This window comes from Micromonospora sp. SD19, from assembly GCF_054462275.1.
In genome coordinates this window covers 16421-42101 of sequence record NZ_JBTLMN010000010.1, presented here as the reverse complement: position 1 = coordinate 42101, position 25681 = coordinate 16421, and the positions used below count along the sequence as shown (strand labels likewise).

The following is a 25681-nucleotide window of genomic DNA, read 5'->3' as shown; positions in this document are numbered from 1 at the left end:
GCGAGGACGGTCATACGGCGAGCACGGAGGACTGATGGAATCGCAGACGACGGCGCCCGCGGCGCGGCCGGTGAGGCATGGCTGGCCTACCGCTCTGGTGCTGGCCGGCGCTATGTTCCTGGTGCTGTTCGACAGTCTCGCCGTCGCCACGGCGCTGCCGGACATCGGCGCGGAGTTCGGAGTACCGCCCGCGCAGCTGCAGTGGGTGGTGACCCTCTACTCGCTGACCATCGGTGGCTTCCTCGTCCTCGGCGGCCGCGTCTGCGACGTCTGGGGCCGGCGCCGGGTGATCGTCGCCAGTCTCGCGCTGACCGGGACCGGGCTGCTGCTCTCCGGGGTGGCGGGCACGCTGGCGCTCCTGCTGGTGGGCCGGGTGATGCAGGGCCTCGGGGCGGCGTTCGCCATTCCCGCGGCGCTGGCGTCGGCTGCCACCCTCTTTCCTGATGAGCCGTGGCGCAGCCGGGTGTTCTCCGTGGTGGCGGCCGCGGCGAACACGGCCGGCATGGCCGGGGCGGTCCTCGGCGGCGTGATCACTTCGTACCTCGGCTGGCGGTGGGTGTTCATCGTCGTTGTTCCGGCCGCGGCGCTCGCCGCGGTGGCGGGGCTGTTGTTGCTGCCGGCCGACGAGCCGTCCGGCAGCCGGCGGGAGCGGCTCGACGTCACCGGGGCGGCGTTGGTCACCGGTGGGCTGCTCGCCGTGATCTACGGAGCCACCCGGATCGGTGAGCACGGGCCAGGACTGGCGACGGTGTCGCCGGTCCTGGCTGGCGTGCTGATGCTGAACGCGCTGGTGTGGTGGGAGCGGCGGGTTCGCAACCCGATCATCAAGCCGTCGGTGGTGCGGTCCCGCCGGCTGGTGGCCAGCTGCCTGGCATTCGGTGCGCATTCGGCGGCGTACGCCGCGGTCGTGGTCGTGGGCAGCCTGCAGTTGCAGGACGTGTACTCGTTGTCCGCGGCGCAGGCCGGCATCGCGCTGGCTCCGGTGCTGCTCGGCGCCGTGATCAGTGCCGCTCCGGCCGGCCGGTTGGTACGGCGTTACGGCTCCCGCCGCGTCGTGGCACTGGCTCTCCTGCTGTGTTCGATCACGTTGGCCCTGGTGGCGTTCGGCACCGCCGGGTCCCTGACCGTGCTGGTGGTGTACCTGGTCCTCTGGGGACTGAGCGCGGGCCCCATCTACGTGGGGCTGACCCGAGAGTGCATCGGCGACGCCGCGCCGGAGGATCGAGGGCTCGCCTCCGCGCTGTTCGAATCGACCACGCACGTCGGCGGCGCGGTCTCGGTCGCCGTCTACCTCACCATGATCGGCGCCGGCTCCGGATACAGCTCCACGCAGTTCATCGGGGCCGTGGTCGTCGGTGCGTCGGTCCTCACGACTCTGCTCATCATGCCCGGTGCTCCGGCGCGGGACCCGGAGCACCGGGCATGAGGGCGGGGTGCTGGTCAGGCCCGACCGGAACTGGCGGCGAGGCGCTGCTCCGCGCGGAAGATGGTGTCCACGCCGGGCAACTCGGGCCGGTCGCCCAGCGCGTCGGCGAGGTTCCGGACGCCGTCCAGCAGGGGTATGCGAGGACGGTAGCCGAGCTTACCCAGCTTGGTGATGTCGGCAACCATGCGGTACGTGTCCTCAGTGACCGTTCCGTCGCTGACCAGCCGGGCGGGTTCGCCGGTCACGGTCTCGATGACGTGGGCGAGCTCCCGCAGAGACGTCTCGGTGCCGGAGCCGATGTTGTAGACCTCCCCACTGCGGCCCCGCACCGCGAGTAGGAGCAGGCCTTGGACCAGGTCCTCGACGTGGCAGAAGTCGCGGGTCTTGCGGTCCGGGTCACCGGCGGCGTGGATGGGCAGGCCCCGCAGGTGCCAGCGCAGGAACTGGGACACCTCGCCGCCGGCGATCTGCGGCTTCTCCCCCGGGCCGTACAGCGTGAAGGCCCGGCCGATGGTGGCCTCGAGGCCGAAGGCGTGGCAGAAGCCGATCACCGCGTGTTCGCCGGCCAGTTTCGACGACGCGTACGGCAGAAAGGGGGCAACGGGGTGCGTCTCCGGCACGGGAGTCACCTGCGGGACGCCGTACACCATCGCCGAGGAGAGGTAGACGAGCCGGGCGACGCCCGATTTCGTCAGCGCTTCACAGAGATTGAAAGTCGCCACCGCGTTGGTCTCGAAGTCGAAGCGGGGCCGCTCGACCGAGACCGTTCCGCTGGCGTTCCCAGCCAGATGGATGACCAGGTCGGCATCGGCGACGGCGGCCTCGACGGCCTGGGCGTCGCGCAGGTCCACATGGCGGGTCTGGGTGCGGCGCGGATGCGGTACGGGCGGGGGTGCCACGTCAAGGGCGACCACATCCCCGTGCCGCGCGGCCAGGGCCGAAACCAGATGACGGCCGACGAATCCGGATCCTCCGGTGACCGCTACCCGGGAGTACCGCTCGAGTTCCGCGGTGATCTCGTCGTCGGGCGGTTCCTGCGCGCTCGTCATGGACGCTCCCCTTCCAAAACTATCGACATACGTCGAATTCTGCTCACCGGTCCGATTTCCGGGCCGGCCTCGGCCAAACGCCGATCGGCTGGCATGCCGATGCCGCCACCCCTTTTGGCACCCACCTGCAGCGGGTCACCGGCACGGGCTCGCGGACCCGGCCGACAACATCGACGATCGGGGGTATCGATGCTCGAAGCACTGGGACTGACGACGATCGACCAGGAGGCGTACGAAACCTGGCTGCGGAACCCGTCATGGACAGCGGCGCAGGTCGCCCGGCACCTCGGTGAGAAAGAGGACGCCGTACTCGCCAGCCGGGCGGCGCTGATCCGGGAGGGTCTGCTGGTCGACGATCCTCGGCGCCCCGGGCAGCTCGCGCCGGTCGTGCCCGACGTCGTGCTCGCCCAGCGGCTCGCCGACATCGAGGCCGCCGCGGCCCGTCAGCGTGCGAATGCCATGCGAGCGCGCGTACACCTCTCCGCGATGATGGCGGCGCAGCTGACCGGTGACGGCGGCGGCCCGGGGCAGCGCATCCGCAGCTGGCCGCTGCGCCAGGCCAAGCTTGACGAGCTGGTCCGCGGCGCCAGCCGTGAGATCGTCGCCCTGCAGAGTCACCGCCCCGCCGTGCACGGGCTCACCGGCGCCTCTGCGGACCTGGACCGGTGTGCGCTGCGCCGAGGCGTGGCGATCCGGGCGCTCTATCCCCACGACCGGCTGGTGCATCAGGACGACCTGGCGTACGTGGGCGAGTTGGTCAGCGAGGGCGGTCAGGTTCGGACGGCGGCCGATGTGGCTGCCACGGCGATCGTCGTCGACCGGGTCACCGCCGTGCTCACGACCGGCCACGAAGGCCGTCTCGAGACCGTCATCGTCATCGACCCCGCCGTCTCCGAAACGCTGGCGGCCCTCTTCGAGTCCTGCTGGGCACACTCCCAGCGGCTCGGCGGCCCGGACCATACGGCGTCGGCCGGTGGTGGGCTCAGCGACAGTGACCGCAGGCTGCTGCAACTGCTGGCGCTCGGCGTCACCGACGAGTCGGCGGCGCGCAGTATGGGGATCTCGGTGCGGACCGTCCGGCGCCATGTCTCCCTGCTGCTCGACAGGCTCGGCGCCGCCAGCCGATTCCAGGCCGGTGTCCAGGCGGCACAGCGGGGCTGGCTGTAGCGCCGGGTACCCGGGCAGGAACCGGTCATCGCGGGGATTGTCCGGCCGTGGCCACCACGGGGTCGGTTTGCCGCCCTCCGCGCCGGGCACGGTCCGGCAGAAATGACCATCGAAGGGCAGCGATGTGGTTGCTGTCGTGGTCCCCGCCCAGGCTGTCACAGGAGGTAGGACAACGATGTTGCGTCATCTCACCGGGGCCTACGCCCTGGCGGTGCTGCTGGTCGCGGCCGCCGGATGCAGCGAACAAGAGCCGGACGGCAGCGCGAAGACCGGTCCGCCGGAGACCGTCACCATCCTCGGTGCGACCTCCGATCACAAAAAGTACATGCAGAGACACTTTGACCAGTGGGCCAAGACGAGCGGCATCCACGTCACGTACGTGACCTCCAGCGACTTCGAGAACGAGGCCCCCGAACGCCTACGCTCGGCCGACCCGCCCGACCTGCTGCTGCTGCCCCAGCCCGCACTGCTGTCGCAGTTCGCCGAGAAGGGCGACGTCAAGGATCTGGAGAAGATGGGCCTCTTCGACCGCGACGAACTCGGCCGCCGGATGCGCCCGGGACTCATCGACAACGGGGTGGTCGGCGGGACCCTCGCCGGCGTGCCGCTCTCGCTCAACCTCAAGGGCCTGGTCTGGTACCCGCCCCAGGCGTTCCGCAAGGCGGCGTACCAGGCGCCGGCCACCTGGGAGCAGATGCTGGCCCTCACTGCGCGCATCCGCGAAGAGCAGAAGGCGGCGCCCTGGTGCATCGGCATCGCCGACGGTGGGGCGACCGGGTGGATGACCACGGACTGGATCGAGGACCTGGTCCTGCGGACCGCCGGCCCGGAGGTCTACGACCGCTGGGTGGCCGGCGAGCTGCCGTTCACCGCGCCGGAGATCAAGCGGGCGTTCACGATGTTCGAGCAGGTCGCTCTCGCCGACGGCAACGCGCTCGGCGGACGCGGCCACATCGTGTCGACCACCTTTCCCGAGGCGCTCAAGCCGATGTTCCAGTCCCCGCCCGGATGCTGGCTGAACAAGCAGAGCAGCTTCATCGTGGGCTCTTTCCCCGAGGGCACGAAGGCCGGCAGCGACTACGACGTCTTCCCGTTCCCGGCCCCGGCCGGCTCCGACGCGGCCGACGGCAGCCGGGCGGTCATCGGCGGCGACATCCTGGCGCTGGTCCAGGACCGGCCGGCGGTGCGGGAGACCGCCCGGCTGATGACGACTGCCGACTGGTTCCGTCAGTCGCGGGCGCACGAGGGCGGCACCCTCTCGGCCTTCACCGACGTGAGCCCGGGCGATTACGCGCATCCGGTCGACGCGACCCATGCACAGATCCTGAACCGTGTGCGGACCTTCCGGTTCGACGGCTCGGACTCCATGCCGCCCGCGGTCGGCGCCGGATCCTTCTGGCGCGAGACCACCGCGTGGATCGCCGGCCGGCAGGATCTCGACACGACCCTGCGCGCCATCGACGCGAGCTGGCCACGCTGACCGGCCGGGCGGTGCCGCCAACGGCGCAGCTTGGGTGACGACCCGGTCGACGCGGACCCTGTGGGTGCCGAAAACCTCATCCACGCTGGCCACAGTCATCTTGATCAGCGAGGTCAGGCGGCTGGTGCCGACACGGACCCTCTCGGCTGAATCGCAACGGTGCCCTACGTCGAGCACTGCGCGACGATGACGAGTGTGCTGTTTCGACTGGCCTACTCGGCGTGACCAACGCCCTCGCGCTGCTACGGCTGCTACCGACGAGCGACAGCAACAAGGACGCCGAGATCCTCGCTCTCCGGCACCAGATCATGGTCCTCAAGCGACAGCTGCACGGCGACGGCCCCGGTTCACCCCAGCCGATCCGTCGGCTCGCTACTCGAAGCGCCTCCCGAGCCGTCGGTGATCAGCGACATGTACCTGCCGCTTCCGTGTGTGGTGTTCCCGAGCAGGTCCGCGAGTACCAATACGCGGACCTGCTCCCCGATGACCTACGCCAACGGCTCGACGAGTGGGATGACGACGAAGACGAGAGCCGTCCCCACTATCGGAGCGACTTGTCGCTCGCGCCGGGATGGAAGGTCGGCGGATACGCGAACTGGTCACTGACCGATCCGTGCCCGATGGACTGTGCCGCCTGCGGCACCACTCACCCGAGCAACCACACTCATCCAGCCTCACGGTGGACGCATGGTCGGCACCGGTGGACGCTCCGGCTGGCCGGTCGCGGGCCACGCGGCGAGGTCGTCAACCGGCGATGCTCGTCGCCCACGGCACCGCGCCGACCCGCCGTGCCAGGCTCAGCCCGTCGGCTCGGTGCCGACCCGCCGCCAACGGGTCGTCGAGCAGGTCGGCCAGCGCCGCCAACGTGTTGTCGACAGGACCCAGCGACAGCGAACCGGTTTCCAGACCCGCGAAACACCCCCGCCACGGCGTCAGCTCGGCGTAGGACTTGCGGGCGACCTTCCGGTCACCGAGTCGGGCGGCGACCTCGCCGCGCACGCATGCCCACAGCAGCCAGAAGTAGTCGGGCCGGATCGGCAGCTCCGGCTTCCACACGGCGCGCGCCTGCTCCAGATCGCCGGCCTCCACCAGGGCCAGGGCGAGCAGGTCGTGGCTGTCCTGGGGCACCCGGGCGTGCACCTGCCGCAGCTCGGGCACCGACTGGGCCGCGCCGCCCCCGGTCAGCCCCACGACGAACCGGCCGAGCATTCCCATCGCCTGCGCGTTGGGCCCGCCAACCTGTTCCATCCGCGTCGCGGCCTCGCCGTAGCGCCGCAGGGCGAGCGGATAGTCCCCCGCGAGCAACGCGGTCAGCCCGTCGAACCAGGACAGCACGGCCAGCATCAGTGCCAGTTGTCCGGTGTTGGCCTGCTCCACCGCCTTGTCGACGTGCCGGCGAGCGTCGACGAGGTCGGCCCGGTGCAGCGCCGCCTGGAAGAGGATGTGATGAGCCTGGGCCCGGTATCCGGTCAGTCCGTGGGCGGTGGCCACCCGCAGCATCTCCTCGCCGACGGCCGGCAGCTCGGCACGCCGGGCCGGCGCCATCACGGGGAAGTAGCGGGCGTTGAGCGCCCGACACAGCAGTCCTGGCTGCCCCGACTCGCGCGCCAGCGAGAGAGCCTCGCGGCTGGCCTCGTCGGCCCGGTCGTCGTCGGCGCCCTCCACCTCGAAGACCAGGGTGCACAGCAGCTCGCAGCGGGCCACCGGGGCGTCCGAACCGAGAGCAGCGAGCGCGGCCTCGACGGCGGCGACGAACTTCGTGTCGACCGCGCGGTCCGGCCGGACGGTCCAGGCGACCGGGGCATCCAGGCAGTTCAGTGCCCGACGCAGGGCGGATGGATCGGCGGCCATGGCCGCCAGCGCGACGGCCTCGCCGCGTATCTGCCGGGCGGTGAGAATATCGCCGGCGCGGGCGGTTGCCGCGGCTCGCGCACACCAGCCCGCCAGCCGGGTCGCCAGGGGTGTCTCGGGCAGCAGCGCAATCGCCCGGCCCACCCCCGACCACAACGCGGCAGCCTCTCGGGGCGCGTCCAGATCGGTGGCGTGGTGGGCGGCGGCGGTGGTGTACCGCAACGCCCGCTCGGCGGTGGACGTGGAGAGCCCGGCCAGGGCGTGCCGGCCCAGGCCGGCCACGTCGTGGGGCCGACGCCGTTCCAGGGCCTCCAGGGCACGCTGGTGCGCGCGGGTGCGGCGCAGCAGCGGAATGTCCTGGTAGAGGGCGTCGCGCATCACCGCGTGCGCGAACCGGACCCGCCCGGGAGCGGGTTCGACGAGCAGCCCGGCCAGCAGCCCGGCCTCCAACCCGTCCAGCACCGTCTCCTCCGGGCCGCCCACCACCTCGATCAGCAGGTCGACATCGACGTCCTGGCCGATCACCGAGGCGGTCCGCAATGTCGACCGGGCGGCTGCCGGCAGCCGGGCCAGCCGGCGGCGCAACACGTGCCGCAGGCCGACCGGCACCCCGGCGACGGCCGCCGCCGGTCCCTCCGCGGCGATCAGCCGGGCCGTCTCGGTGACATAGAGCGGGTTGCCGCCGGTGCGTTGCCAGACCGCGCGGACCACGTCCGGGCCCACCATCCCCGCGCCGTGGCGCCGCAGCAGCTCCGCGACGTCGGTCTCGGACAGACCGGCGAGGACAACGTCCTCACCACACCCCCCGGTCAGCGCGCCACGGGCGGCGACCAGGTCGGCGTTCACCTCGTGGGGACGGTAGGTGGCCACCACCAGCACCGGCCGGTCGACCAACGCGACGGCCAGGTGCCGCAGCACCTGGAGGGTCTCCCCATCGGCACAGTGAAGGTCGTCGAGGACCAGCAGCAGCGGCCCGCCAGCGGCGACGGTGCCGAGGTAGTCGCCGACCGCCCTGCGGAGGTGGAATTCGCCGCCCGTCGGCAGCGGGGCACCGCCCTCGCTGAGCAGCGTGGCGAGCCGGTCGGCATGCGCGGGTGCCGGCGGAGCGGTGGTCTGCAACGCGCGCAGCACCTCACCCCAGGCCCAGGCCGGCGGGGCCCCGTCCAGCTCGGGGCAGCGGCCGACGGCCGTCCGCCAACCGTCGGCCGTCAACTGCCCGACCAGCAGCCGACCAAGGGTCGACTTTCCCGCGCCGGCGTCGCCCAGCACCCAGGACATCCGGAATCCCCTCCGGACGGCGTACGCGGCGGCCTCGCGCAGCCGGGCCAACTCATCTGGTCGGGGCAGCGGGTCCCCGTCCACCGGAGCGGACGCCACGACCGCGGCGGGGAATCGCGGCGCGGCGAGCCGGAGGTGCGTGGTGGGCGTCGGCTGTTCCAGGGAGGGCGCCTGCTGCAGCAGATCCGTCTCGAGGGCCCGCAGGCCGGGGCTCGGGTCGACGCCGAGCTGGTCGGCCAGTTCGGTGCGCAGCCGCCGGAGCACGGCCAGCGCGTCGGCCTGCCGGCCGGATCGGTACAGGGTCAGGGCCAGGAGGGCGACCGCCTGTTCCCGCAGCGGATGCGCCTGGACATGCCGCTCCAGCTCGGGCGCGACCTGTTCGGCCCGGCCCAACGCCAGCGCCGCCCGGGCCCGGTGTTCGATGGCGACAAGACGGAACTCGGCCAGCCGGGCCGACTCCGCGGCGGCCCAGCCCTCATCGGCGAACTCCACGTAGGCCGGGCCGCGCCAGCAGGCCAGCTCCGCGTCAAGCCGACGGTACGCCTCCTCGGGATCCGCATCGAGCACGGCCATCGCCGAGCGGGTCGACGCCTCGAACCGCCCCGCGTCGAGCTGCTCCGCCCGCAGCCGCAGCGCGTAGCCGGGCGCGGCGGTGACGATCACCTGTGCGGGGCTGCGGGGCGGCCGGTCCGGCTCGAGGGCCCGACGCAGGTTGGACACGTACACCTGAAGTGCCGCCTGGGCGCGCGGTGGCGGGTCGCCGGCCCACAGGTCCTCGATGAGCCGGTCCACCGGGACCACCTGATCGACCATGGTGGCCAGTCGGGCCAGCACGGCACGCTGCCGCAGCGGACCGAGTTCCACGGGCACGTCGCCGTGCCACGCCCGCAGCGGACCGAGGACCCCGATTCTCAGCACGGGCAGGAGCGTAGGTCAGTGCGGCGGCACGTGCAGACAACTGGCGGACAGTCCCCGCGGCCGGGGGCGTCAGCCCGCGTACGGGCGGCGGACCCACACCGAGCTGGTGCGGGTCCGCCGCGTCGTGCCGACCCCGGTCAGTGCAGGTGTTCGTTGGTGATCCGCAGGAGGTTGGTGACGGTGGTGACCTCCGGAATGCCCTCCCGGTGCCGGCCGCCGGCAATCTCCGCCGACCAGTGGGCGTACCGGCCGGCCAGCTCGTTGGTCCGGTCACCGGCGACGGCGTAGACGCACCGGCCCAGCGGGTCGACCGGCGCGTTGGGCCGGTCGACCTGCCCACACGCGAAGTACGGGTTCTGGCCCTGCTTCGCGTCGAACCCGGAATTCAGGCCCTGGCAGGGATCCCAGTCGACGGCCTGCGCGCAGCCGGCGTAGTTGCTCACCGCCTGGGCGTACGCCGTCTGGAGGTAACGCCGGCCCGTGTCGCCGTTGAGGTCGCCACGCGGCGCGGTGTAGTCGCCGGGCAGCGAGCGGTCACCGAACAGGACGAGGTGCATCATCTCGTCCCGATCGAGCGCGCTCGCCCAGCCCAACTGGGTGAACGCCTGCAACAGTCGAACGGACTCAGCGAGCTGGCGGCCCTTCTCCCACAACGTCTGCGAGACGGCCCAGGTGGTGACCGGCGGGGCCTCGACACCGGTGCCGGCGGCCGCCACCCGGTAGAAGTACTTCTGCCGTCCGGAGAGCATCGACCGGGTACGCGCAAGTGTGTCGTTGTCGACCTGGGGATGGGTGGTGACGGTGCCCTGGGTCTGCAGTGCGTTGAGGTACTGCGGCCACTGGGTGAGCACGTAGTCCGACGGGCTGTGGCACTCGGTGTCGGGATAGGGCCCGCTGCCGTTGTAGATCTCGCAGTAGACGCCGACCGGCCGGGTCGTGGTGACACTGCGCACGTCCTGCCAGGTCTCACTGCCGCCCTGCTTCACCTGGTGGCGCAGAGTGATCTTCAGGTCGCCGGAGTAGATCTCGTACTTGGGCCTGATGGTCTCCTTGACGTTGACGAAGTCGCCCTCGATACAGGTGCGCAGCGTCGGCCGGTAGCCGGGCGGCGCCGCGTAGGCCAGCAGGTCGTAGTAGGCGGGCAGGTCCGAGTTGCGCAGCGTGGCGGGGACCGACCAGGCGGGCATACCGATGTCGCCGACCCGGCAGGGCGTCAGGCCGGGCGCGTCCGGGATCTGCGCCGCCGCGGGCAGCGCCTGGTCGGGGGCACCCCACAGGTCGTACGTCCGGTCGTTGCCGGCGGCCGGGTAGGCCGGATCGGTCTGGTTCCAGCGGACGGCGCGCCCCACGTCGTCGAGCGCGTCGGACCACCCGTCGAGAGCGGCCCGGTAGTCGGCGACGAGCCGGGTGAACAGCTCGTTGGTGACACCACCGGCGCCCGGGTTGCTGAACTGCCGCACCCGCTGGTTGACCCGATTCCCCGCGTCGAGGGTGCCGGCGGTGTGCTCCGCCGTGACCGCCGCCGCGAACTGCGGATTCTCCAGCTGCATGACGAGGTTCGCGCGGGCACCGATCAGCCAGGCGGACGGGTTCGCCACGCCGCTGACCGCCTGGTCGCCGGTGGCCGGCCGCAGCGGAACGCCCTTGGCCGCCGCCCACCCGGCGAGGTAGTCGATCGCGCCGTTGGGCAGATGGAGGTCGAGGACGCTGACCGGGTTCGCGGTCGACGTGCCCGCGGGCACCACGAACGGGGCCTTCTTCGCGGCCGTCGTCGCGAACGTCCGGGTCGGCGAGTCGACCTCGTCGAAGTACTCGGCCACCGACCCGATCGCGCCACCGTCGACGCGGACGGCCCGGTGCAGGTAGCGGTCGGTGGCGTCGTCGACGTCGTCCGCGGCCAACTGTTCGAAGGCAGCCTGGTTGGCCAGCGCCATCTGGTCGATCTTCTGATCCATCGTGTGGAGCTGGTCCCCGATCACGCCGAGGATCCGCTTGACCTCCCTGACGTCCTGGCCCAGCAGACCGAGCTGGGTGCTCAGGCCGTCGTACATCGCGGTGAGTTTCGCATCGACCCGGTCGAATCGGTCGCCGATTCCCTCGGCCATCCGCCGGACCTGCTCGCTGAGGCCCTTGATCTGCTTGCTGATCATCTGATCCGGCGACTCCTGGCCCATGAACAGCGGCAGCAGGGCCATCGCGGCACCGATGAAGTTGCCGGTCAGCGAGAGGGCGGCGGCGGCCGACGCGGCGCCGGTGAGCTGACCCGAGGCGATCGTCATCTCGTAGGAGATCACCGAGGTCACCGATTTGACCAGCGCGTCACCGACCGTCTTGACGGTCTTGGCGAACTTCGGGTCGTAGATCCCCCCGATGTCGCCGAGGACCACGGTCAGCAGGCTGCCGGCCTCGCTGACCAGCTTCTTGGCGTCCTCGGCCGACTTCTTGGCCGCCGCCTCCTCCGCCGCAGTCGGCTTGGCGCCCTCGATCGGGAACTTCGCGTTGAGGGCGGTCGCGGCGGTGATCCGGTCGTTCGCCAGCGCCTCCAGCGCCTCGAACTGCGCCTGCACGGCCGTGCGTACGGCAGCGGAGAACGCCGCCTCGTCGTCCTTCTTGGCCAGGATGCCCGGCAGGTCGACCCGGCTCGCGAACGCCGGTAGGGCCATCAGGTCCTGCGCCGGGGTGTCCAGCCGGACCGACAGGCGCGCCGCGTAGGTGCCGTCCCACGCCGTGCGCAGCCCCGCGTCGGTTGACGCCGCCCGGTGCAACCGCTTCCACGCCCCGGCGAGCCGCCCCGGCGCCGACACCTCCCACAGGAAGTTCTGGCTGCCGGTACGCACCTGCTCAGTCGGCGTGACCACCGCACCAAGTTCCTCCCCCGTGGTGGCGGTCAGCAGGGCGCGCAGGCTGGACCCGCGCACCTCGGCCCGGTCCAGCGCGGCCTGCGCCGGGTCCTGGTCGACAGGGACCGCGAGCAATCCCGCGGCGGCGGCCGCGAACGCGGCGAGCCCCTCGGACGACCCGACGCCGGACACAGCCGCCCGCACGGCCGCGTCGGTGCGTCCAAAGTGGCGGACCACCTGCGTGCCGTCCACGTTCGGATGGGCCGCTCGCCAGTCGACGATCTCCGCCGCCACGACGGCGTCGACCACGCCCGCGACGCCGGTCGTGCGCGACTGCACCGCTGCGGCATACAGACTGTCGTGCAGGGCAGCCTCGTCGATCGGAACCGGCGCGGCGTAGCCGGGCACCGCGTACGTCGACACCGCCACGACGACCCCGACGGCCGCGGCACCCACGCGCCTGCGGATTCTGCCTGGTCTCACCTGCGAACCTCCCTCATCTCCCCCTGTGGTCACGGCGCCGTGACCCCGCCGCTCAGCGACTCCGAGGTGATCTCGCCGACTCTGCTGTTCACGAGCACCTGGAAATGGGTGTTGGCGTCCTGGTCGGAAAGCACCAGCGACATCCGTCCGGTACCGGGCTGCGCCGCGACGACGAATGACTCACTCATCGGCTCCTGCCAGGAGTAGTTGCCCTCCCAGTGCCGACGCAGGTAGCTGAGCGTGACCAGGTAGGACGTCTCGTCGGTCGCGTTGTCGGTCCAGCCCAGTCGTAGGATGCTGCGGTTGTAGGCGCTCTCGGCCGTCGACACCAGGTCGGTCGGCTTCGACGGCCGGGAGCTGACGCAGCCCAGCGGCACGGCCGACGCCACCGGTGTGCTGCCGTCGGGCACGTTGCGTGCGGTCGCGCACAGCCGGCGGACCGGCCCGGTCGGCGGGACGACGACGGTGTGGGTGAACCCGAGGGGCCCGGCCGGCAGCCAGGTCCGGAAGTCGCTGGCCGGCTTGGACGCGACCAGGGCTCCGTCGAAGGTGATGTCCACGGTGACCGGCCACCCGTTGCTGTCGGCGGCCCAGCCGGTGATGCCGAGGACACCGTTGTTCTGCGGCCCGGTGGCCTGGGCGGCTCCGGTGGGTGCCTTGTCGGTCGGCGTCGGTGGTGGCGGTGGTGGCGGGGGCTCGCAGCCCAGCGGATTGGTTTCACAGATCGGAACAGCGCCGGCCGCGCCCGGGGTCGTCAGCACTCCGAGCGTCGTGAGGAGGGCTGCCGCCCCCGCAAGCGTGCGTTTCATACGAGGATCAGGCCAGCAGCGACTTGGTGGCCACTTGGCGGCGACTTTGTGCGCCCACCGACGCGTCGGGGTCAGCGACTCCCAGACCGAGCCTCGACCGCGCTCATGGCGACTCGTCCCGCCATGATCTTCCCCTGCCCCCGTCCGCTCCCCGGGGGCAACGCGGCATTCACCAACCGCCCCTGAGCAGGCATTCTTGGGATATGAACCAGTCCCTGGACCCTACCGTCGGAGGTGCTCGTCATGACGACCCCAACTCCCCCCGTGGCCCCGACCCAGACCCGCTACCCATGGCGCGCGACGCTGCGTACCGTGGCGGCCGCCGGCCTCGGCGCGCTGTCACTGCTGCCGGTCGCCGCCGCGACGGCCGGCGTGGACACCCTGCCGGCTGTCGCGCAGGCGATCGTCGTCGCCGGCGCGATCACCCGAGTCCTCGCGCTGCCCGGTGTGGACGCCTGGCTGCGGCAGTACGTGCCGTGGCTCGCCGCTGCTCCCAACCTGCTCCCCCAAAACCGGGGTTCGCACCGGGCCATAGCAACACTCCTGACAGTGCTCGGCGTCGCCGGCCACCACCGCAGAGACCTGCTTTCCCAGAACAGATCGCCTGCGCCGGCGTAGGGCTGCCAGGCAGGGCTTGGTCTCGGTCACTGGCCGCTCGTGTGGCTCCGCACGGTGCAGACGTCTGATCCGCAACACGTTCCGGCTCACCTCCCTCAAGTACTGGGACGCGCCGCGCTCAGCCACGACATCACGTCGATCTACCACGCCGCAATGCACCGCGCCCTGGCCAGAATCACCCGGCTTCTCCAGCAACACGACACCACTATCCCGCCTGCCACCCAGCCGCCCGCCGCGCTCGCAGCCCTTCGCGACCGCGTCGAAGCCCGATCAACACCACCTTCGGAACCCACATAGGCGAGTTAATCTTCGGCATCCCCTCAGGCTTGTTCCTACCTTGGATACGAAGGCCGTTGCGCTTACGAACCCAGAAGCATCACGATGCGCCTGGGACGATCGTGTACGACGACCGCCCCAGGCGCATCTGCCACTAACTGCTGCTGGTCGGCGCGGGGCTCGCCTCGTCGGGGCCGAAATTCGACTCAACCCCATCCCCCCGGGTAACCCCAACGATGACGCCGATTACGGTGCAACAGGGCAGCGTCGCTGGAGACCATCACGTCGAGCAGGCTGGCGCCTCGCCGCTGCAGCAGACGCGCGGTGAGGGTGGGGGTCAGGGAGAGGCTGACCGCGGCTAGCAGGATGGCCGCGAGCACCGGCGTCCACAAGTGACCTCCGGTGATGGTGCCGATGATGCCGGGGAGAATGGCGCCCAGCAGGACCACGGGGAAGATCGTCATTTGTCCACCGGTCGGATCGCCTGCTCGTTGTCCAGGGTAGCGGCGATCGCGGGCATCGGTGCCGACAGCCGGCATCAGGAGCGCGATCAGCGGTGCCACGGCGCAGGCCACTGCGGCTGCGGCGATGGCGCCGCTGATGGCGACGACGCCCAGCGGAGAGCGGGTCACGGCCCACAACACGGCCGCCAACACGATCGACGGTACGCCGAATAACAAGAACCATGCCGCCATCCGGCCGCGTACGTCAGCCTGAAGGGCGCCCGGTGTGGTGAGCAGCTGCCACAGGGCCGTGCCGTCCAGGGCGTAGGTGTTGACCGCGACCATCGCGCCGAACACCGCCGCCGCGGAACCCACGAGGGGCAGCGCCCAACTCCAGTCGGTGACCCCGATGATGAGCGCCATCAACAGCGGGGTCAGCCAGGCACTACGCAGTTCCACACCGCGCGCGGGATCCCGCGACCAGGTGGCCAGCTCTCGCGAGACGACAGCGGACACCTGCGGCGTCGTGAACGGAAGCGACAGCCCACGACCCGGTGCGTGAGGGCGTCGCGGCGTCACGAGGCGAGGTGGGCGGCGTAGGGCCCGCGCTGTCAGGGTGGTCCAGCCCATGTGCAGCAGTGCACCCAGGGCCAGGAGGGCCATCAGCGGCACGACGACCGCTTCCGTCCCGGCGTTGTCACGGGCGGCGATCGCGGCGCGGTACCCCCACCCCGTGGGCAGGAGGGCGAGCACGTCGATGATCGGCGCGGGTAGCTGCCCGAAGGTAGGGAGGACCAGGGTGGTGTCGCTCTGACCGAGGCGGGGCAGCAACCAGGCCGCGATCGGCACCCAGCCAGCGAACGACAGCGCGAGCATGACGGCGGTCTGGGTGGCGGCCAGCCTCATCCCGGCCCGGGTCTGCAACAGCCAGGCCGCGATCACCGCCACCGTCTTACCCGCCCAGACCAGCAGATACAGCTGTGCCACCATCGCCACCGCGCCGATCGTGGCCGCCGTCAGGCCGCCCGGTGCGGCCAGCACGACCAGGGACGACAGACAGGTCAGCGTGACCAGCGGGCCGACGCCCAGCAGTTCGGTCCAGGACAAGGCCCGAGCCGCGCGCCATGGCCGCAGCGGATAGCCGCGTAACCAGTCGCGCGAGATGACCGACGGATCGTGGCGTGGCTGGGTCAGAGGGCCGAACAGCCACATGCCTCCCCATCCGGTGAGCGCCACGGCGATCCAGCCTTCGTGGAGCAGTCCGCGGTTGGCCACCGCTGCGCCGACGACCACCAACGCGGCCAGGGCCATACCGGTGACCAGGCTGAATCCGCGCTCGTTGTGCGGGCCGTTGCGAAGCAGGCGTAGCTTCAGCGCGAACAGGGCTCGGGTCATGTCAGCCACCTCAACGGGCGGACCGGATCGGCGCCGACCAGCTCGACGAAACGTTCGTTGAGCGTCCCGTTCGCTGCCACCTCGTCTACCGGCCCCTCGACCAACACCCGGCCACCGGCCACCAACGCCACCCGGCGGCAGTTTCGTTCGACGAAGTCCATCATGTGGCTCGACATGACCACCGTGCCGCCGGCGGCGACGTACTGTGTGAGCACCTGTTCGATGGAGCGGGCCGAGACCGGGTCGATTGCCTCGAACGGCTCGTCGAGGACCAGCACCCGGGGGCGGTGCAGCATCGCCAGCGCCAGATTGATCTTCTTGCGCATACCGGTGGAATACTCCACGATCAGCGCGCGTGGAGTAGCGTCGAGGCCAAGGATCTCCAGCAGGTCCTCGGCGCGGACCCTCCAGCTGTCATCCAGCCCACGCAGCCCGGCGCTGTACCGCAGCACCTCGGTGGCGGTCAGCCGTTCGGGTAGCGACAGCCCGTCCATCATGATTCCGAGCTGGGCGAGCGCGGCTTGCCGATCGGTTCGCAGGTCATGACCGGCGATCCTGACCGTGCCGGAGGTCGGCTCCCGCAACCCGCACATGGCCATCAGCGTGGTGGTCTTGCCGGCCCCGTTCGGGCCGACGATGCCGTAACACATTCCCGCTGGGATGCTCAAGCTGACCCGGTCGACGGCGAGTACAGCGCCGAAACGCTGGGTGAGGTCAGTTACCTCAACGGCTGGGACAGTGTAATCGAACACTTGCATCGTCTCTTTCCGGCAAGGAACGGCAGACCGGTCAATTCGGCCGCACTATTCGTCGATCAGGCCGCGGATCTCGTCCATGCGACAGGACGTCGAAGCGGGTTGCCGGAGCAGCGCATACACAACGAAATGCGCTGGCCGCCGAGCGGCCATCTAAGTGACGGCACGCCAGCAGTCGCCCGCTGCTACAGCAGAGCGACGTTCGTTCGGCTCCGCTACCACACGACCAGTTCACCGTTCTGTGCAGTCAGATGAGCTATCACTCGGCGGTGTGCGTGAGGATGGCGACGGCCAGTTCCTCGTGCACCTCCGGCGGAAGCGTATGCCCCATGCCCGCCGTGATCATCAGCCGCGCTCCCGGGATCTGCTCGGCGATGATCGCGCCGTGACCCGGCTTGACCGGCTCGTGGCTGCCCTCGATGACCAGCGTGGGCGCCTTCAGTTGGTGCAGCACGCCCACCGGCTCGAAGTCCGGGCTGGCCGCAGCGGCCAGCCGGTGGTTGGCCACCGCCGTCAGGTCGCGGGCCCGGTCGTAGATTCGTTCCTGTAGCCGGCGCGCCGCGTCCCCGTCGAACGGCAGCCCGGTGCCGTGCAGCACGCGCTGTTCGGCGATCATGCTGTTGATCTGGGTGCGCCGGTCCTCGGGCGGTGCGGCGGTCATCAGCGCCCGGTAGAAGGCCACGAACTCCGGCGTCGGCTCGGGCAGGCTGTCCTCGGGCTGCGGCTGCCCCAGCAGAGCCCGCAGGATCACCTGACCTTCACCGCCGCCGAGCGGCGAGGAGGCGATGACGGTCAGTGAGCGCACCCGCTCCGGCTGCTCCACCGCGACGAACTGGCCGAGCAGCCCGCCGGCCGAGTGGCCGACCAGGTGGGCGCTCTCCAGGCCGTGGGCGTCCAGCACGCGGTACACGTCGTTCTTGATGTCGTTCCACGTGTACGGCTGTGCCGCGAAGTCGACCGTGCCCGACATGCCGGTGTCACGGTGGTCGTACCGGATCACCCGGCGGCCTCCGGCGACAAGGCGGCCGACGAACTCGTCCGGCCACAGAACGCCCTGCGACATCGACCCCATGATCAACAGGATCGGCGCATCTGTGACGGCGCCGAACTCTTCACTCCAGATGTTCACCTCAGTCATGTCTCAGAGCATGTCCTCTTCCGCTGCGGGCGCCTTCTGTAGAACTACTAGTCGCGCCAGTTCCGTGCGGGAGCCGATGCCCAGCTTCGGGTAGATCTTGTACAGGTGGTACTCGACCGTGCGAGGGCTCAGGAACAGCTGGGCGGCGATCTGCTTGCTCGACAACCCGTCGGCGACCAGGCCCGCGATGCGCAACTCCTGCGGGGTCAGCGCGTCCAGCACGGCCGAGCCCGGGGCCGGCCCGCTCTCGCCCGCCGCCCGCAGCTCACCTTGTGCGCGCCTCGCCCACGGCTTCGCGCCTGCCCGCTCGAACGTCTCCCACGCCATCCGCAGATGCGCCCGCGCGTCGCCCGGCCGCTGCGCTCGGCGCAGGCGCTCGCCCAGCAGTAGAGCCGTCCTGGCCTCCTCGAACGGGTTGGTGTGCAGCCGCAACGCCTCGCCGAAGGCGTCCTCGGACGACTCGGCCAAGCCCCGGCAACGGGCCAGCAGGGCGCGCGACTCGGACGTCGCGGCGTACGCCGACCATCGCTCGTACGCCTCGAGCGCCGCCCGCGCACCCACCTCGTCGCCCGCGCCCAGGGCGGCCTCGACGCGATCCGGCGCCGTCCGCCACACCACGGTGGGATGCCCGACACCCGGTCCCGCCTCGGCGATGGCCGTGAAGCGGTCATGCGCCGTCGCGTAGCGTCCCAGGCACAGGTCGAGCAGCGCCAGCGCGTACGCGGCGACCCCTGCCCGCAGACCTACCCGGTGCGGTATGGCGATGGCCAGCGCCTCGCGGGCCTGCCGTTCACAAATCTCCTCCTCGCCTCGCAGCGCCGCCAGGACCGCCAGGTTGGCCAGGTGCGCGGCCACGGTGTTCTCATAGCCGGCCTCGCGGGCCAGTTCCAGGCCCTCCTCGGAGATGGCCTGGCTGCTTGCCAGCCGCCCGGCGATGCGCTCGGCCGTCGCCACGAACTCCAGCACGACCGGCAGCTGCCCGGTCATCCCCGACATCCTGGCCACCCGTCCGGCCCGCTCGGCCATCTCGGTCGCCAGATCCGACTCGCCCAGATGGCTGGCCGCGGCCGCCGCCCACAGGTACTCCGCCGCCTCCCCCAGCTCGCCGACCCGCGCCAGCGCCCGCCGCAGCAGACCCGGCCCGGCAGCGTCGCCATCCAGCGCCAGACCGATCCCGGCAACCGTGTCCCGCAAGAATCCCTCGCGGTGCCCTGCCGCCCTCCGCCCGAGCTCGATGATGGCCGCCGTGTCGCCGACGTACGAAGCGGCCTCCGCGGCATCGGCCAGCATCTCCAGGCTGTCGCCCGCCGCCAGGATCCGCACGGCCTCGGCGGCGTTGCCGGAGTTCAACTCAAACCTGCCCCTGAGCTGGGCGATCTCCACGGCGAGGCCGGCATCCGCGCCAGCCTGGTCACGGGCCTCGGCCAGCAGCGACTCCGCCTGCCCGGGGCGACCACCAAGCCAGGCCGCGACGGCGGCGTCCTTCAGGCGGGCAGCACGGGTGCGCGGCTCGGGGGTCAGCTCGGCGGCCCGGGCCAGGGCTGCGGCAGCGGTGCCGTACCCACCGCGGTCGCGCGCCAGCTCCGCGGCGGTCACCAACTCGGTGGCGGCCCGCTCGTCCTGGCCCATGGCGGCTCCGGCCAGGTGCCAGGCGCGACGCTCACCCTCGGTGAGTTCCGCCAGTACGGCATGCACCCGGCGGATCCTGGCCGGGGTGTCCGCCTCGTGCACCGCCGACCGGATGAGCGGATGGCAGAAGCGCACGCGCGTACCCGAAAGCTCGGCCAGCCCGGACTCCTCCAGCTCGGCCAGCGCCATCCGCCCGGTCCACGCCCCCATGTGCTCTCCGGGCAGTACCGTCCGCTCGGCGGACAACCGGTCGGTGGCGCGCAGGACCAGGTCGAGGTCAGCCTCCACGGCGGCAACCAGCGCGAGCAGCCGGGCGGAGGCGGACAACGCGGCCACCCGGTCGCCGAACAGTCGGGTCCCACCGGGCAGCGGGTCGGGCAGCGGTTCGCTGCCGGCGAGTTGCGCGGGTGTCAGGCGAGCGGCTATCTCGCCCAGCGCGAGCGGGTTCGCGCGGGTCAGCGTGACGAGTTCCCGCGCCACACAGGGCTGCACACCGCAGCGGGACTCCAGCATCTCGGCTGCGGCGGCTCCGGGGAGGCCACGCACCTCCACCGTCAGAGGCACACCCTTGACCGGAGCGTCCCCGCGCACGGCGAACAACATCGCGATCTTTTCGGTCTCCAGCCGCCTGGCGGCGAACAGCAGTGCGTCGGCCGAGGCCTGGTCGATCCACTGGAAGTCGTCGACCACACAGATCAGCCCGTCCGGCGCGGCGGCTTCGACCAGCAGCGAGAGCACGCCAGCGCCCAGCAGGTACCGGTCGCCGGCAGTGTCCGCGGCGAGCCCCAGCGCCGCGCACACAGCGTCGTGCTGCGGTTCGGGCAGCGCGTCGAGCATGCCGGTCACCGGCCACAACACCTGGTGCAGCGCGGCGAACGCGAGGTCGGTCTCAGCCTCGACGCCGGTGGTCCGCAGCACACGCATCGCGCCGCCACGCACGGCCACCGCGTCGAGCAGGGCCGTCTTGCCCACGCCTGCCTCGCCCCGCAACACCACCGCACCACCAACGCCGTCGCGAGCCCGCGCGATCACCTCGTCGAGTGCGCTGACCTCCGCCGACCTGCCGTAAAGCACGAACAACCACTCTAGGAGACTTCCACGCCGTCCCATCCCCACAGAGTCACTTCTCACAAACAGTGACACGGCGTGAACGTGCAGGTCATGACCGCCGCCACCGGCCGCCTCGTCCGGCTTCACCGAGATGTGGTCCACGACCCGACCGCAGCCCGCACACACGGCATCATCGAGGCATTGACCAGGACAGACGCGATGACTTTCGCCGGCAAGGGGCCACCTAGGGAGCCCACGGCAGCGTGGCACCCCGATCAAGCGGGGCACCGCAGCCCGGCAGGTCGCAGCCGGCTCGGTTCCCCCCGGCTGCTTCCGACCGAAGCTGTCACGCCCACAGAAGGCCGTGAACCCGGGCACAGTCGAAGATCCGCAATCACAGATCGCGCATAAGCCGATCCTCAGGTCGAACCGACGCTGAACCGCCCCGAATTCTTGTAAAGACCACCGTCGGCGGTGGCCCGCGCGGAGCCGTCTCGGATCGCGTGGTCGAAGGCGACGGTGTCCGCCCACTCGGCTGGACTGTGGGCTCTGGTCGGCCCAGAAGCGGTCGTCGGGGAACGGGGCATCTCACTTCCCTGTCAAGTTCCAGCGTGTCTTGTCGGCGGGCCGCTATAGATCATCCGGTTGTCGGACGTCTGCAGTGGGCGATCATGGCGCGACGACAACGTTCGCGAGTGGTTCGCCCGCTGCGTGCCGCCGGACCTGGTTGACCAACAAGCGACGAGCCCGGGGTGACAACGCAGCGGTCAGGCCGCCGACGTGCGGGCTGATAAGGGCATTCGGCGCGGACCACAGCGGGTGACCAGCAGGCAGCGGCTCGGGCTCTGTAACGTCCAAGGCGGCGTGCATCCGGCCTTTGCTGAGTTCGGTGAGCAGCGCGTCGGTGTCCACCACTCGGCCCCTTGACACGTTTACCAGCAGGGCCCCGTCGGCCATCTTGGCTAGGAAGTCCGAGTTCACCATGCCTTCGGTTTCCGGGGTTAGCGGTGCGGAAAGGATGACGACGTCCGCGTGCGGCAGCATGTCCGCGATCTCCGAGATCGGCCGGACCCCGGGGCGGGCAGTCCGGGCCACCCGGCTGACGGCTACCTCGAACCCGGCGAGCCGGCGTTCGATCGCGGCGCCGATCGAGCCGTAGCCGACGATGAGGACCCGGGCGTCAGCTAGTCCACGCGACCAGTACGGGTCCCAGCGGCCCTCGTCGCCCGCCCGAACAAGTTGCGGCAGTCCGCGCCGGGCGGCGAGCGTAAGCGCCACGGCGAGTTCGGCGGTAGCCGCATCGTGAACGCCCCGGCCGTTGGCCAGGGTCAGACCAGGCCGCAGGAACGGCAGGACGTGGTCGTAACCAGCGGTCACTGTCTGCACAACGTTGAGCCGAGGCATCCGAGTGATCGGCTCACACAGGCGCGGATCGATGATCCCGTACGGCACTGCGTACAACTCGACGTCGTCCAGGTTCTCTGGGAGGGGTTGCGTGCCGTCGTAAAGCCCGACGTCGAGATCGCTGAGATCGGCCACGGCGTCGGGGTGAGGCAGCAGGTAACGCATGTCGATCATCATGCCTCGGCGGACAGTCGGATGTCCGGGAGCACAGCGGCCGACATCCGTCCATCGGCACGAACGTGCGCAGGATCACTGAGCCGGGTCACGCGAACGGTTGCAACAGCCCTGCGGTCGACGCGCATGCCCGATGGCACGTCTACAACTCCCAACTCTTTGAGTAATGGAGGCGGCGCCAGCAGATGATGGCGCAGGCAAGGGTGAGGAAGGCTTCGTGGATGTCGTCGCGGATCTCCCAGCGGATGCGCAGGCGGCGGAACCGGTGCAGCAGGGCGATGGTCTCCTCGACGCCTACCGCGGATGCCCTTGATCCGTGGGACCTTGTCGACCAGGGGCAGCAGTTGGGTGACGTCGTGGCGGTTGCCGCCGGTCAGGTGGTCCGGTTCGATGGCCGGCGGAACGTCGCGGTGGTCGACGGCGGGCGCGGCAGAGCGGCGGACTACGACCGGGTCGACGCCCGGGGCAAACTCGTGCTGCTCAGCATCGACGCAGACAAACCGGTCGGCGGCATCTGCCGGATCGGCGCGGCGCAACTCGCCCGCGCACGCGCCGCCGGCGCGGTCGGGGTGCTGATCGAACCGGTCTCCTCCGGCGGGATCTGGCCGACCACGGTCTGCTCGCTGCCGGTCGACCCGGACTGGTGGTACAACGCGCAGGAGGTGCCGGACATCCCGTACGCGGCCATCGCGCCGGGCGAGGCGGAGACGTTGCGGACCCTGCTGCGCAGGGGCCAGGTGAAGATCGAGTACTCGGGGTACGACGCGGCGAGCCCGTACCTCTACTGGTCGGGGCGTCGGGCAGCAAGTCATCCAGAATGGCGTCCACGGTCGCTTCGCCGTCGTGGACCGCCAGGTACACGAGCACCTCGAGGGCCTTGGCGCAGCGGCGGATGGCCCGCGGCGTCGGTGATGCTGGGCCGGCCGAGCACCGATACCTGCACGCGGTGGGGCTGCCGATGCTCGCCGCTAGCCGGGGACACGGTCTCCCGCCCTGCAGAGGGTGTGGTGTCGTGACCACCGGCGTCGGCCGCGACGTGCGTCTCGGCGATCGGATGGGGCCGGGTGTCGATGATGCCGGTCGACCCGGCCGATCCGTGGGGATGGGCGGTAGCCGGGTTGCGGCCGATGACCTCGACGAGGGCGGGTGACGTGCCGGCAGTCGTCGGGGGAGGCGCTTCCGCCGGTCCCAGCGTCTCGGCCGGGGCGCTGCGGCCGGACTCCGCCGAGTTCCCGGTGGCCGATCGCTGACCGCCTGACTGTGACGCGGCGTCGATGGGTGCCGGTGGTTGGCCGGTGTGTGACTCGGCGAGGACGCGGAGCAGGGCGAGGGTGTCGGCCGAGGTGAGCACGGCCAGACGCTCCACTGGGGCGGGGCGATCGTTCCGGTCGGTGCGGGTGTCGGCGAGGGCTGTGGTGCCGTCAGCGGCGACGGCGACGGTGTCACCGTCAGGCCAGGCGCCGAGCAGCACCCCGTGGATGTTCAGGCGTGCGCCTTGGGTGAGCAGCGCGGCGATGCGGGTGTCCTGCTGGGTTGCGGTGGCGTGGGTCAGCAGCAGCACCGGCGGCAGCGGCTCCCCCGCCGGATCGAGCGTGCGCAGGTCGGCCACCGTGTCAGCGTCGCTTGCCTCGACGAGGCGGCTGCGGTGCAGGATCTGCGCTTCGATGAGGTCGAGGGCCTCCTCGACGGTGGTGGTGACCGTCAGGCGCGGAGTGTGGGGCAGGGTCGCGGTATCCGTGCCGAGGAGGGTCGTCGCGGTTGCCGCTGGCATCACCACCTGGGTGCGTTCGTGTGGGGCGTCGAGGCCGCCGGCGGCGAGCGCGGCGGTCAGGAAACCGCGGGCAGCGGCGTCGGCGCCCGGGCCGATGAGCCCGAGGCCTGCGGACGGCCAGGCCTCGGCCAGCGGGTGCGCCAGGGACGGCACCGCCGGGCGCGGCACAGGGATCTGGTCGCCGTCGGTGTGGTCTTCGCCGTCGAGGGCGGCCGCGTCCGGGCCGGTATTCCCGTCGATGGGGTCTGGGGACGAGTGGAGGTCGTGCCGTTGGCCGGTGGTAGCGGCTGTGGCGGTGCGTGGTGCAGCCCGGCGCAGCCGGCGGCGGATCTGCGTGACCACGGTCGGCATCGGGGTCGTGTCGGGGCCCAAAGCCGAGGTCTACCGGCAACTCGGACTTCGGCTGAACTACCAGCCGGAAACGCAAACGGTGCGCGCTGAAGTAGATCTCAACGCGCACCGTGGGGTAATGGTTTGTGTCCGAGGGGCGACACGACCCATTGCCCCACCACCGATGACGCTCAGCGCAACTCTGAAGCTCACGCAAATCTAGCTGCTGCGGTGAGGTGCTGGAGGAGTCCGCGTCCCAGAAGCTGACGAGCTTCAACGCGGCGGGGAAGAACACCAGCCCCGGCGCGACCTATCGCTGCCAGGCGATTTCCCTCTGTGGTGCAGAAATCACCTTCAGCCCGCAGCAGGAGCAGGCCGTGGTCCGCATGCAACTTCCCGGCCGCGACGCCGGACCCACCGTACGCGGATACAAGTACGTCCAGACTCGCGACGAGACCCAACCGGTTCCGTGACCTGCAAAAGAGACCGGCAAGCTATACCGGCCACTGAGGTGGTCTCAACAAGGCTGGGGACGCCGATCGGGACGACACGGGCATCTTCTCCATAGCGGACAGTGCTGGATGTGGGCGTAGAGCCATCAGTAGGCAGGTCTTTGCGACAAGACCAGTCTCCGAGAGGGCTCCACGTGTTCACATAGGCTGCCAGGCTCGACGTCCCGAGGGAACTCGTGCGGCACGTGGCGCGGCTGTCGCGCGCCGGGTGGTGGGTACCCGGCCGGACGTTGACCTGCTTCTACCAGGCGCTTCTGGTGTTGGTGGTTCCGCAAGGGTGAGGACAAGACCATCCTCGGGGCCTGGCTCGGGGTGTCGAGGGCGACCGCGTACCGGTACGTCGCCGAGGCCGTGCGGGTCCTGGCGGCGCAGACGCCCACCCTGCATGACGCCCTGCGCCGGGACGCCGCCGACGGCTGGTCACACGTCATCCTCGACGGCAAACTGTTCGACACCGACCGCCTCGCCGAGACCACCGTGAGCGTGAAAGGCGACACGATCGACGCCCGGTACTCCGGGGTCACCGCCGGCGCGGAACTCCGGATCGAAATGACTTCTTCCATTAATGACCTTTCATCGAATAAGCCTGGCCTCCACGTTGCGAGTAGCTGCAACGTGACCTGGCAGCCCGACCAGGATCCCGAAGGTCACGCAGCGTGAAGCTCGCCCAGTTGGGCCGGTCTCGCCACGCATTCGAGCACAGCAGACCCCCGAACTAGAGGCTGCAGTGCCAGGAGGTGTTGCCCTGACCGCTCGTTCAGGGTTTAAGATCGATACATTCGCCCTCATCGACGGCGTCGCCGTGGTGGAGGCGTGGGACCTGCCCGCACTTCGTTCCACCGGAGATGAACGGGGGATTTATGAGCGTCACCGATAATGAGTCAC

17 protein-coding genes and 2 pseudogenes are annotated in these 25681 nt (G+C 70.7%); 7 read left to right on the top strand and 12 right to left on the bottom strand.

Features of this window, described 5'->3' with window-relative positions; translation table 11 throughout:
* Positions 1–34 precede the first annotated feature (34 nt).
* Positions 35–1426, top strand: a complete 1392-nt coding sequence (locus ACX27O_RS26680; protein ID WP_081883692.1) for an MFS transporter — start codon at positions 35–37, stop codon at positions 1424–1426.
* Positions 1427–1440: 14 nt separating this feature from the next.
* Here ACX27O_RS26680 and ACX27O_RS26675 read toward each other — a convergent pair whose 3' ends face one another.
* Complete coding sequence (locus tag ACX27O_RS26675) at positions 1441–2475, bottom strand: NAD-dependent epimerase/dehydratase family protein (protein ID WP_081883693.1); 1035 nt, start codon at positions 2473–2475, stop codon at positions 1441–1443.
* A gap of 189 nt (positions 2476–2664) precedes the next feature.
* On the opposite strand from ACX27O_RS26675, the gene ACX27O_RS26670 reads away from it, so the two are divergent.
* Positions 2665–3642, top strand: coding sequence for a helix-turn-helix transcriptional regulator (locus tag ACX27O_RS26670; RefSeq protein WP_051708170.1), 978 nt, complete (start codon positions 2665–2667; stop codon positions 3640–3642).
* Positions 3643–3817: 175 nt separating this feature from the next.
* The gene (locus ACX27O_RS26665) at positions 3818–5122 is read left to right on the top strand and encodes an ABC transporter substrate-binding protein (RefSeq protein WP_051708171.1); all 1305 of its coding nucleotides are present in this window, start codon (positions 3818–3820) and stop codon (positions 5120–5122) included.
* Positions 5123–5866: 744 nt separating this feature from the next.
* Here the strand turns inward: ACX27O_RS26665 and ACX27O_RS26660 are convergent.
* The 3 genes from ACX27O_RS26660 to ACX27O_RS26650 all read right to left on the bottom strand — a co-directional run bounded on the left by ACX27O_RS26660 (position 5867) and on the right by ACX27O_RS26650 (position 13253).
* Positions 5867–9169, bottom strand: a complete 3303-nt coding sequence (locus ACX27O_RS26660; protein WP_358127841.1) for a BTAD domain-containing putative transcriptional regulator — start codon at positions 9167–9169, stop codon at positions 5867–5869.
* A gap of 137 nt (positions 9170–9306) precedes the next feature.
* On the bottom strand, positions 9307–12492 hold the full coding sequence (locus ACX27O_RS26655; protein WP_156057295.1) for a hypothetical protein: 3186 nt from the start codon (positions 12490–12492) through the stop codon (positions 9307–9309).
* A gap of 29 nt (positions 12493–12521) precedes the next feature.
* Complete coding sequence (locus ACX27O_RS26650) at positions 12522–13253, bottom strand: hypothetical protein (protein WP_210859363.1); 732 nt, start codon at positions 13251–13253, stop codon at positions 12522–12524.
* 291 nt (positions 13254–13544) lie between these two features.
* Between ACX27O_RS26650 and ACX27O_RS26645 the strand changes: the two genes are divergently transcribed.
* Complete coding sequence (locus tag ACX27O_RS26645; protein WP_156057297.1) at positions 13545–13919, top strand: hypothetical protein; 375 nt, start codon at positions 13545–13547, stop codon at positions 13917–13919.
* A gap of 482 nt (positions 13920–14401) precedes the next feature.
* Here the strand turns inward: ACX27O_RS26645 and ACX27O_RS26640 are convergent, their stop codons facing one another.
* The 4 genes from ACX27O_RS26640 to ACX27O_RS26625 form a co-directional block, all read right to left on the bottom strand.
* Complete coding sequence (locus tag ACX27O_RS26640) at positions 14402–15949, bottom strand: hypothetical protein (protein WP_210865314.1); 1548 nt, start codon at positions 15947–15949, stop codon at positions 14402–14404.
* 80 nt (positions 15950–16029) lie between these two features.
* Entirely contained in the window at positions 16030–16701 is a 672-nt protein-coding gene (locus ACX27O_RS26635) for an ABC transporter ATP-binding protein (protein ID WP_374224254.1), read from the bottom strand.
* A 346-nt stretch (positions 16702–17047) separates the two neighbouring features.
* Positions 17048–17926 carry an alpha/beta hydrolase gene (locus tag ACX27O_RS26630; protein ID WP_358127849.1) on the bottom strand — a complete coding sequence of 293 codons (879 nt, stop codon included), beginning with the start codon at positions 17924–17926 and terminating at the stop codon, positions 17048–17050.
* Between the two features lie 3 nt (positions 17927–17929).
* Positions 17930–20629, bottom strand: coding sequence for an ATP-binding protein (locus ACX27O_RS26625; RefSeq protein WP_357637643.1), 2700 nt, complete (start codon positions 20627–20629; stop codon positions 17930–17932).
* Between the two features lie 66 nt (positions 20630–20695).
* Between ACX27O_RS26625 and ACX27O_RS26620 the strand changes: the two are divergent.
* Positions 20696–20975: pseudogene (locus ACX27O_RS26620) on the top strand (hypothetical protein); the annotation flags it as partial.
* Positions 20976–21274: 299 nt separating this feature from the next.
* Here ACX27O_RS26620 and ACX27O_RS26615 read toward each other — a convergent pair.
* The 4 genes and pseudogenes from ACX27O_RS26615 to ACX27O_RS26600 form a co-directional block, all read right to left on the bottom strand.
* On the bottom strand, positions 21275–22174 hold the full coding sequence (locus ACX27O_RS26615; RefSeq protein WP_081883702.1) for a 2-hydroxyacid dehydrogenase: 900 nt from the start codon (positions 22172–22174) through the stop codon (positions 21275–21277).
* A 151-nt stretch (positions 22175–22325) separates the two neighbouring features.
* Positions 22326–22560: pseudogene (locus ACX27O_RS26610) on the bottom strand (hypothetical protein); the annotation flags it as partial.
* Between the two features lie 65 nt (positions 22561–22625).
* The gene (locus tag ACX27O_RS26605) at positions 22626–22871 is read right to left on the bottom strand and encodes a hypothetical protein (protein ID WP_458940325.1); all 246 of its coding nucleotides are present in this window, start codon (positions 22869–22871) and stop codon (positions 22626–22628) included.
* A 120-nt stretch (positions 22872–22991) separates the two neighbouring features.
* Positions 22992–24305 (bottom strand): hypothetical protein, encoded by a 1314-nt coding sequence (locus ACX27O_RS26600; RefSeq protein WP_210865317.1) that lies wholly within the window; start codon positions 24303–24305, stop codon positions 22992–22994.
* Between the two features lie 215 nt (positions 24306–24520).
* Between ACX27O_RS26600 and ACX27O_RS26595 the strand changes: the two genes are divergently transcribed.
* Complete coding sequence (locus tag ACX27O_RS26595; protein ID WP_030328623.1) at positions 24521–24757, top strand: hypothetical protein; 237 nt, start codon at positions 24521–24523, stop codon at positions 24755–24757.
* A gap of 351 nt (positions 24758–25108) precedes the next feature.
* Positions 25109–25456 carry a hypothetical protein gene (locus tag ACX27O_RS26590; RefSeq protein WP_247675213.1) on the top strand — a complete coding sequence of 116 codons (348 nt, stop codon included), beginning with the start codon at positions 25109–25111 and terminating at the stop codon, positions 25454–25456.
* Positions 25457–25681: the final 225 nt, after the last annotated feature.

Bases quoted from the DNA above. Each gene is read 5' to 3' on its own strand.
- ACX27O_RS26675 (WP_081883693.1), bottom strand. From the start codon at position 2,475: ATGACGAGCGCGCAGGAACCGCCCGACGACGAGATCACCGCGGAACTC.
- ACX27O_RS26665 (WP_051708171.1), top strand. From the start codon at position 3,818: ATGTTGCGTCATCTCACCGGGGCCTACGCCCTGGCGGTGCTGCTGGTC.
- ACX27O_RS26640 (WP_210865314.1), bottom strand. From the start codon at position 15,949: ATGGCCCTGGCCGCGTTGGTGGTCGTCGGCGCAGCGGTGGCCAACCGC.
- ACX27O_RS26680 (WP_081883692.1), top strand. From the start codon at position 35: ATGGAATCGCAGACGACGGCGCCCGCGGCGCGGCCGGTGAGGCATGGC.
- ACX27O_RS26605 (WP_458940325.1), bottom strand. From the start codon at position 22,871: ATGGCCGCGTACGGGATGTCCGGCACCTCCTGCGCGTTGTACCACCAG.
- ACX27O_RS26600 (WP_210865317.1), bottom strand. From the start codon at position 24,305: ATGCCGACCGTGGTCACGCAGATCCGCCGCCGGCTGCGCCGGGCTGCA.
- ACX27O_RS26630 (WP_358127849.1), bottom strand. From the start codon at position 17,926: ATGACTGAGGTGAACATCTGGAGTGAAGAGTTCGGCGCCGTCACAGAT.
- ACX27O_RS26645 (WP_156057297.1), top strand. From the start codon at position 13,545: ATGACGACCCCAACTCCCCCCGTGGCCCCGACCCAGACCCGCTACCCA.
- ACX27O_RS26670 (WP_051708170.1), top strand. From the start codon at position 2,665: ATGCTCGAAGCACTGGGACTGACGACGATCGACCAGGAGGCGTACGAA.
- ACX27O_RS26615 (WP_081883702.1), bottom strand. From the start codon at position 22,174: ATGCGTTACCTGCTGCCTCACCCCGACGCCGTGGCCGATCTCAGCGAT.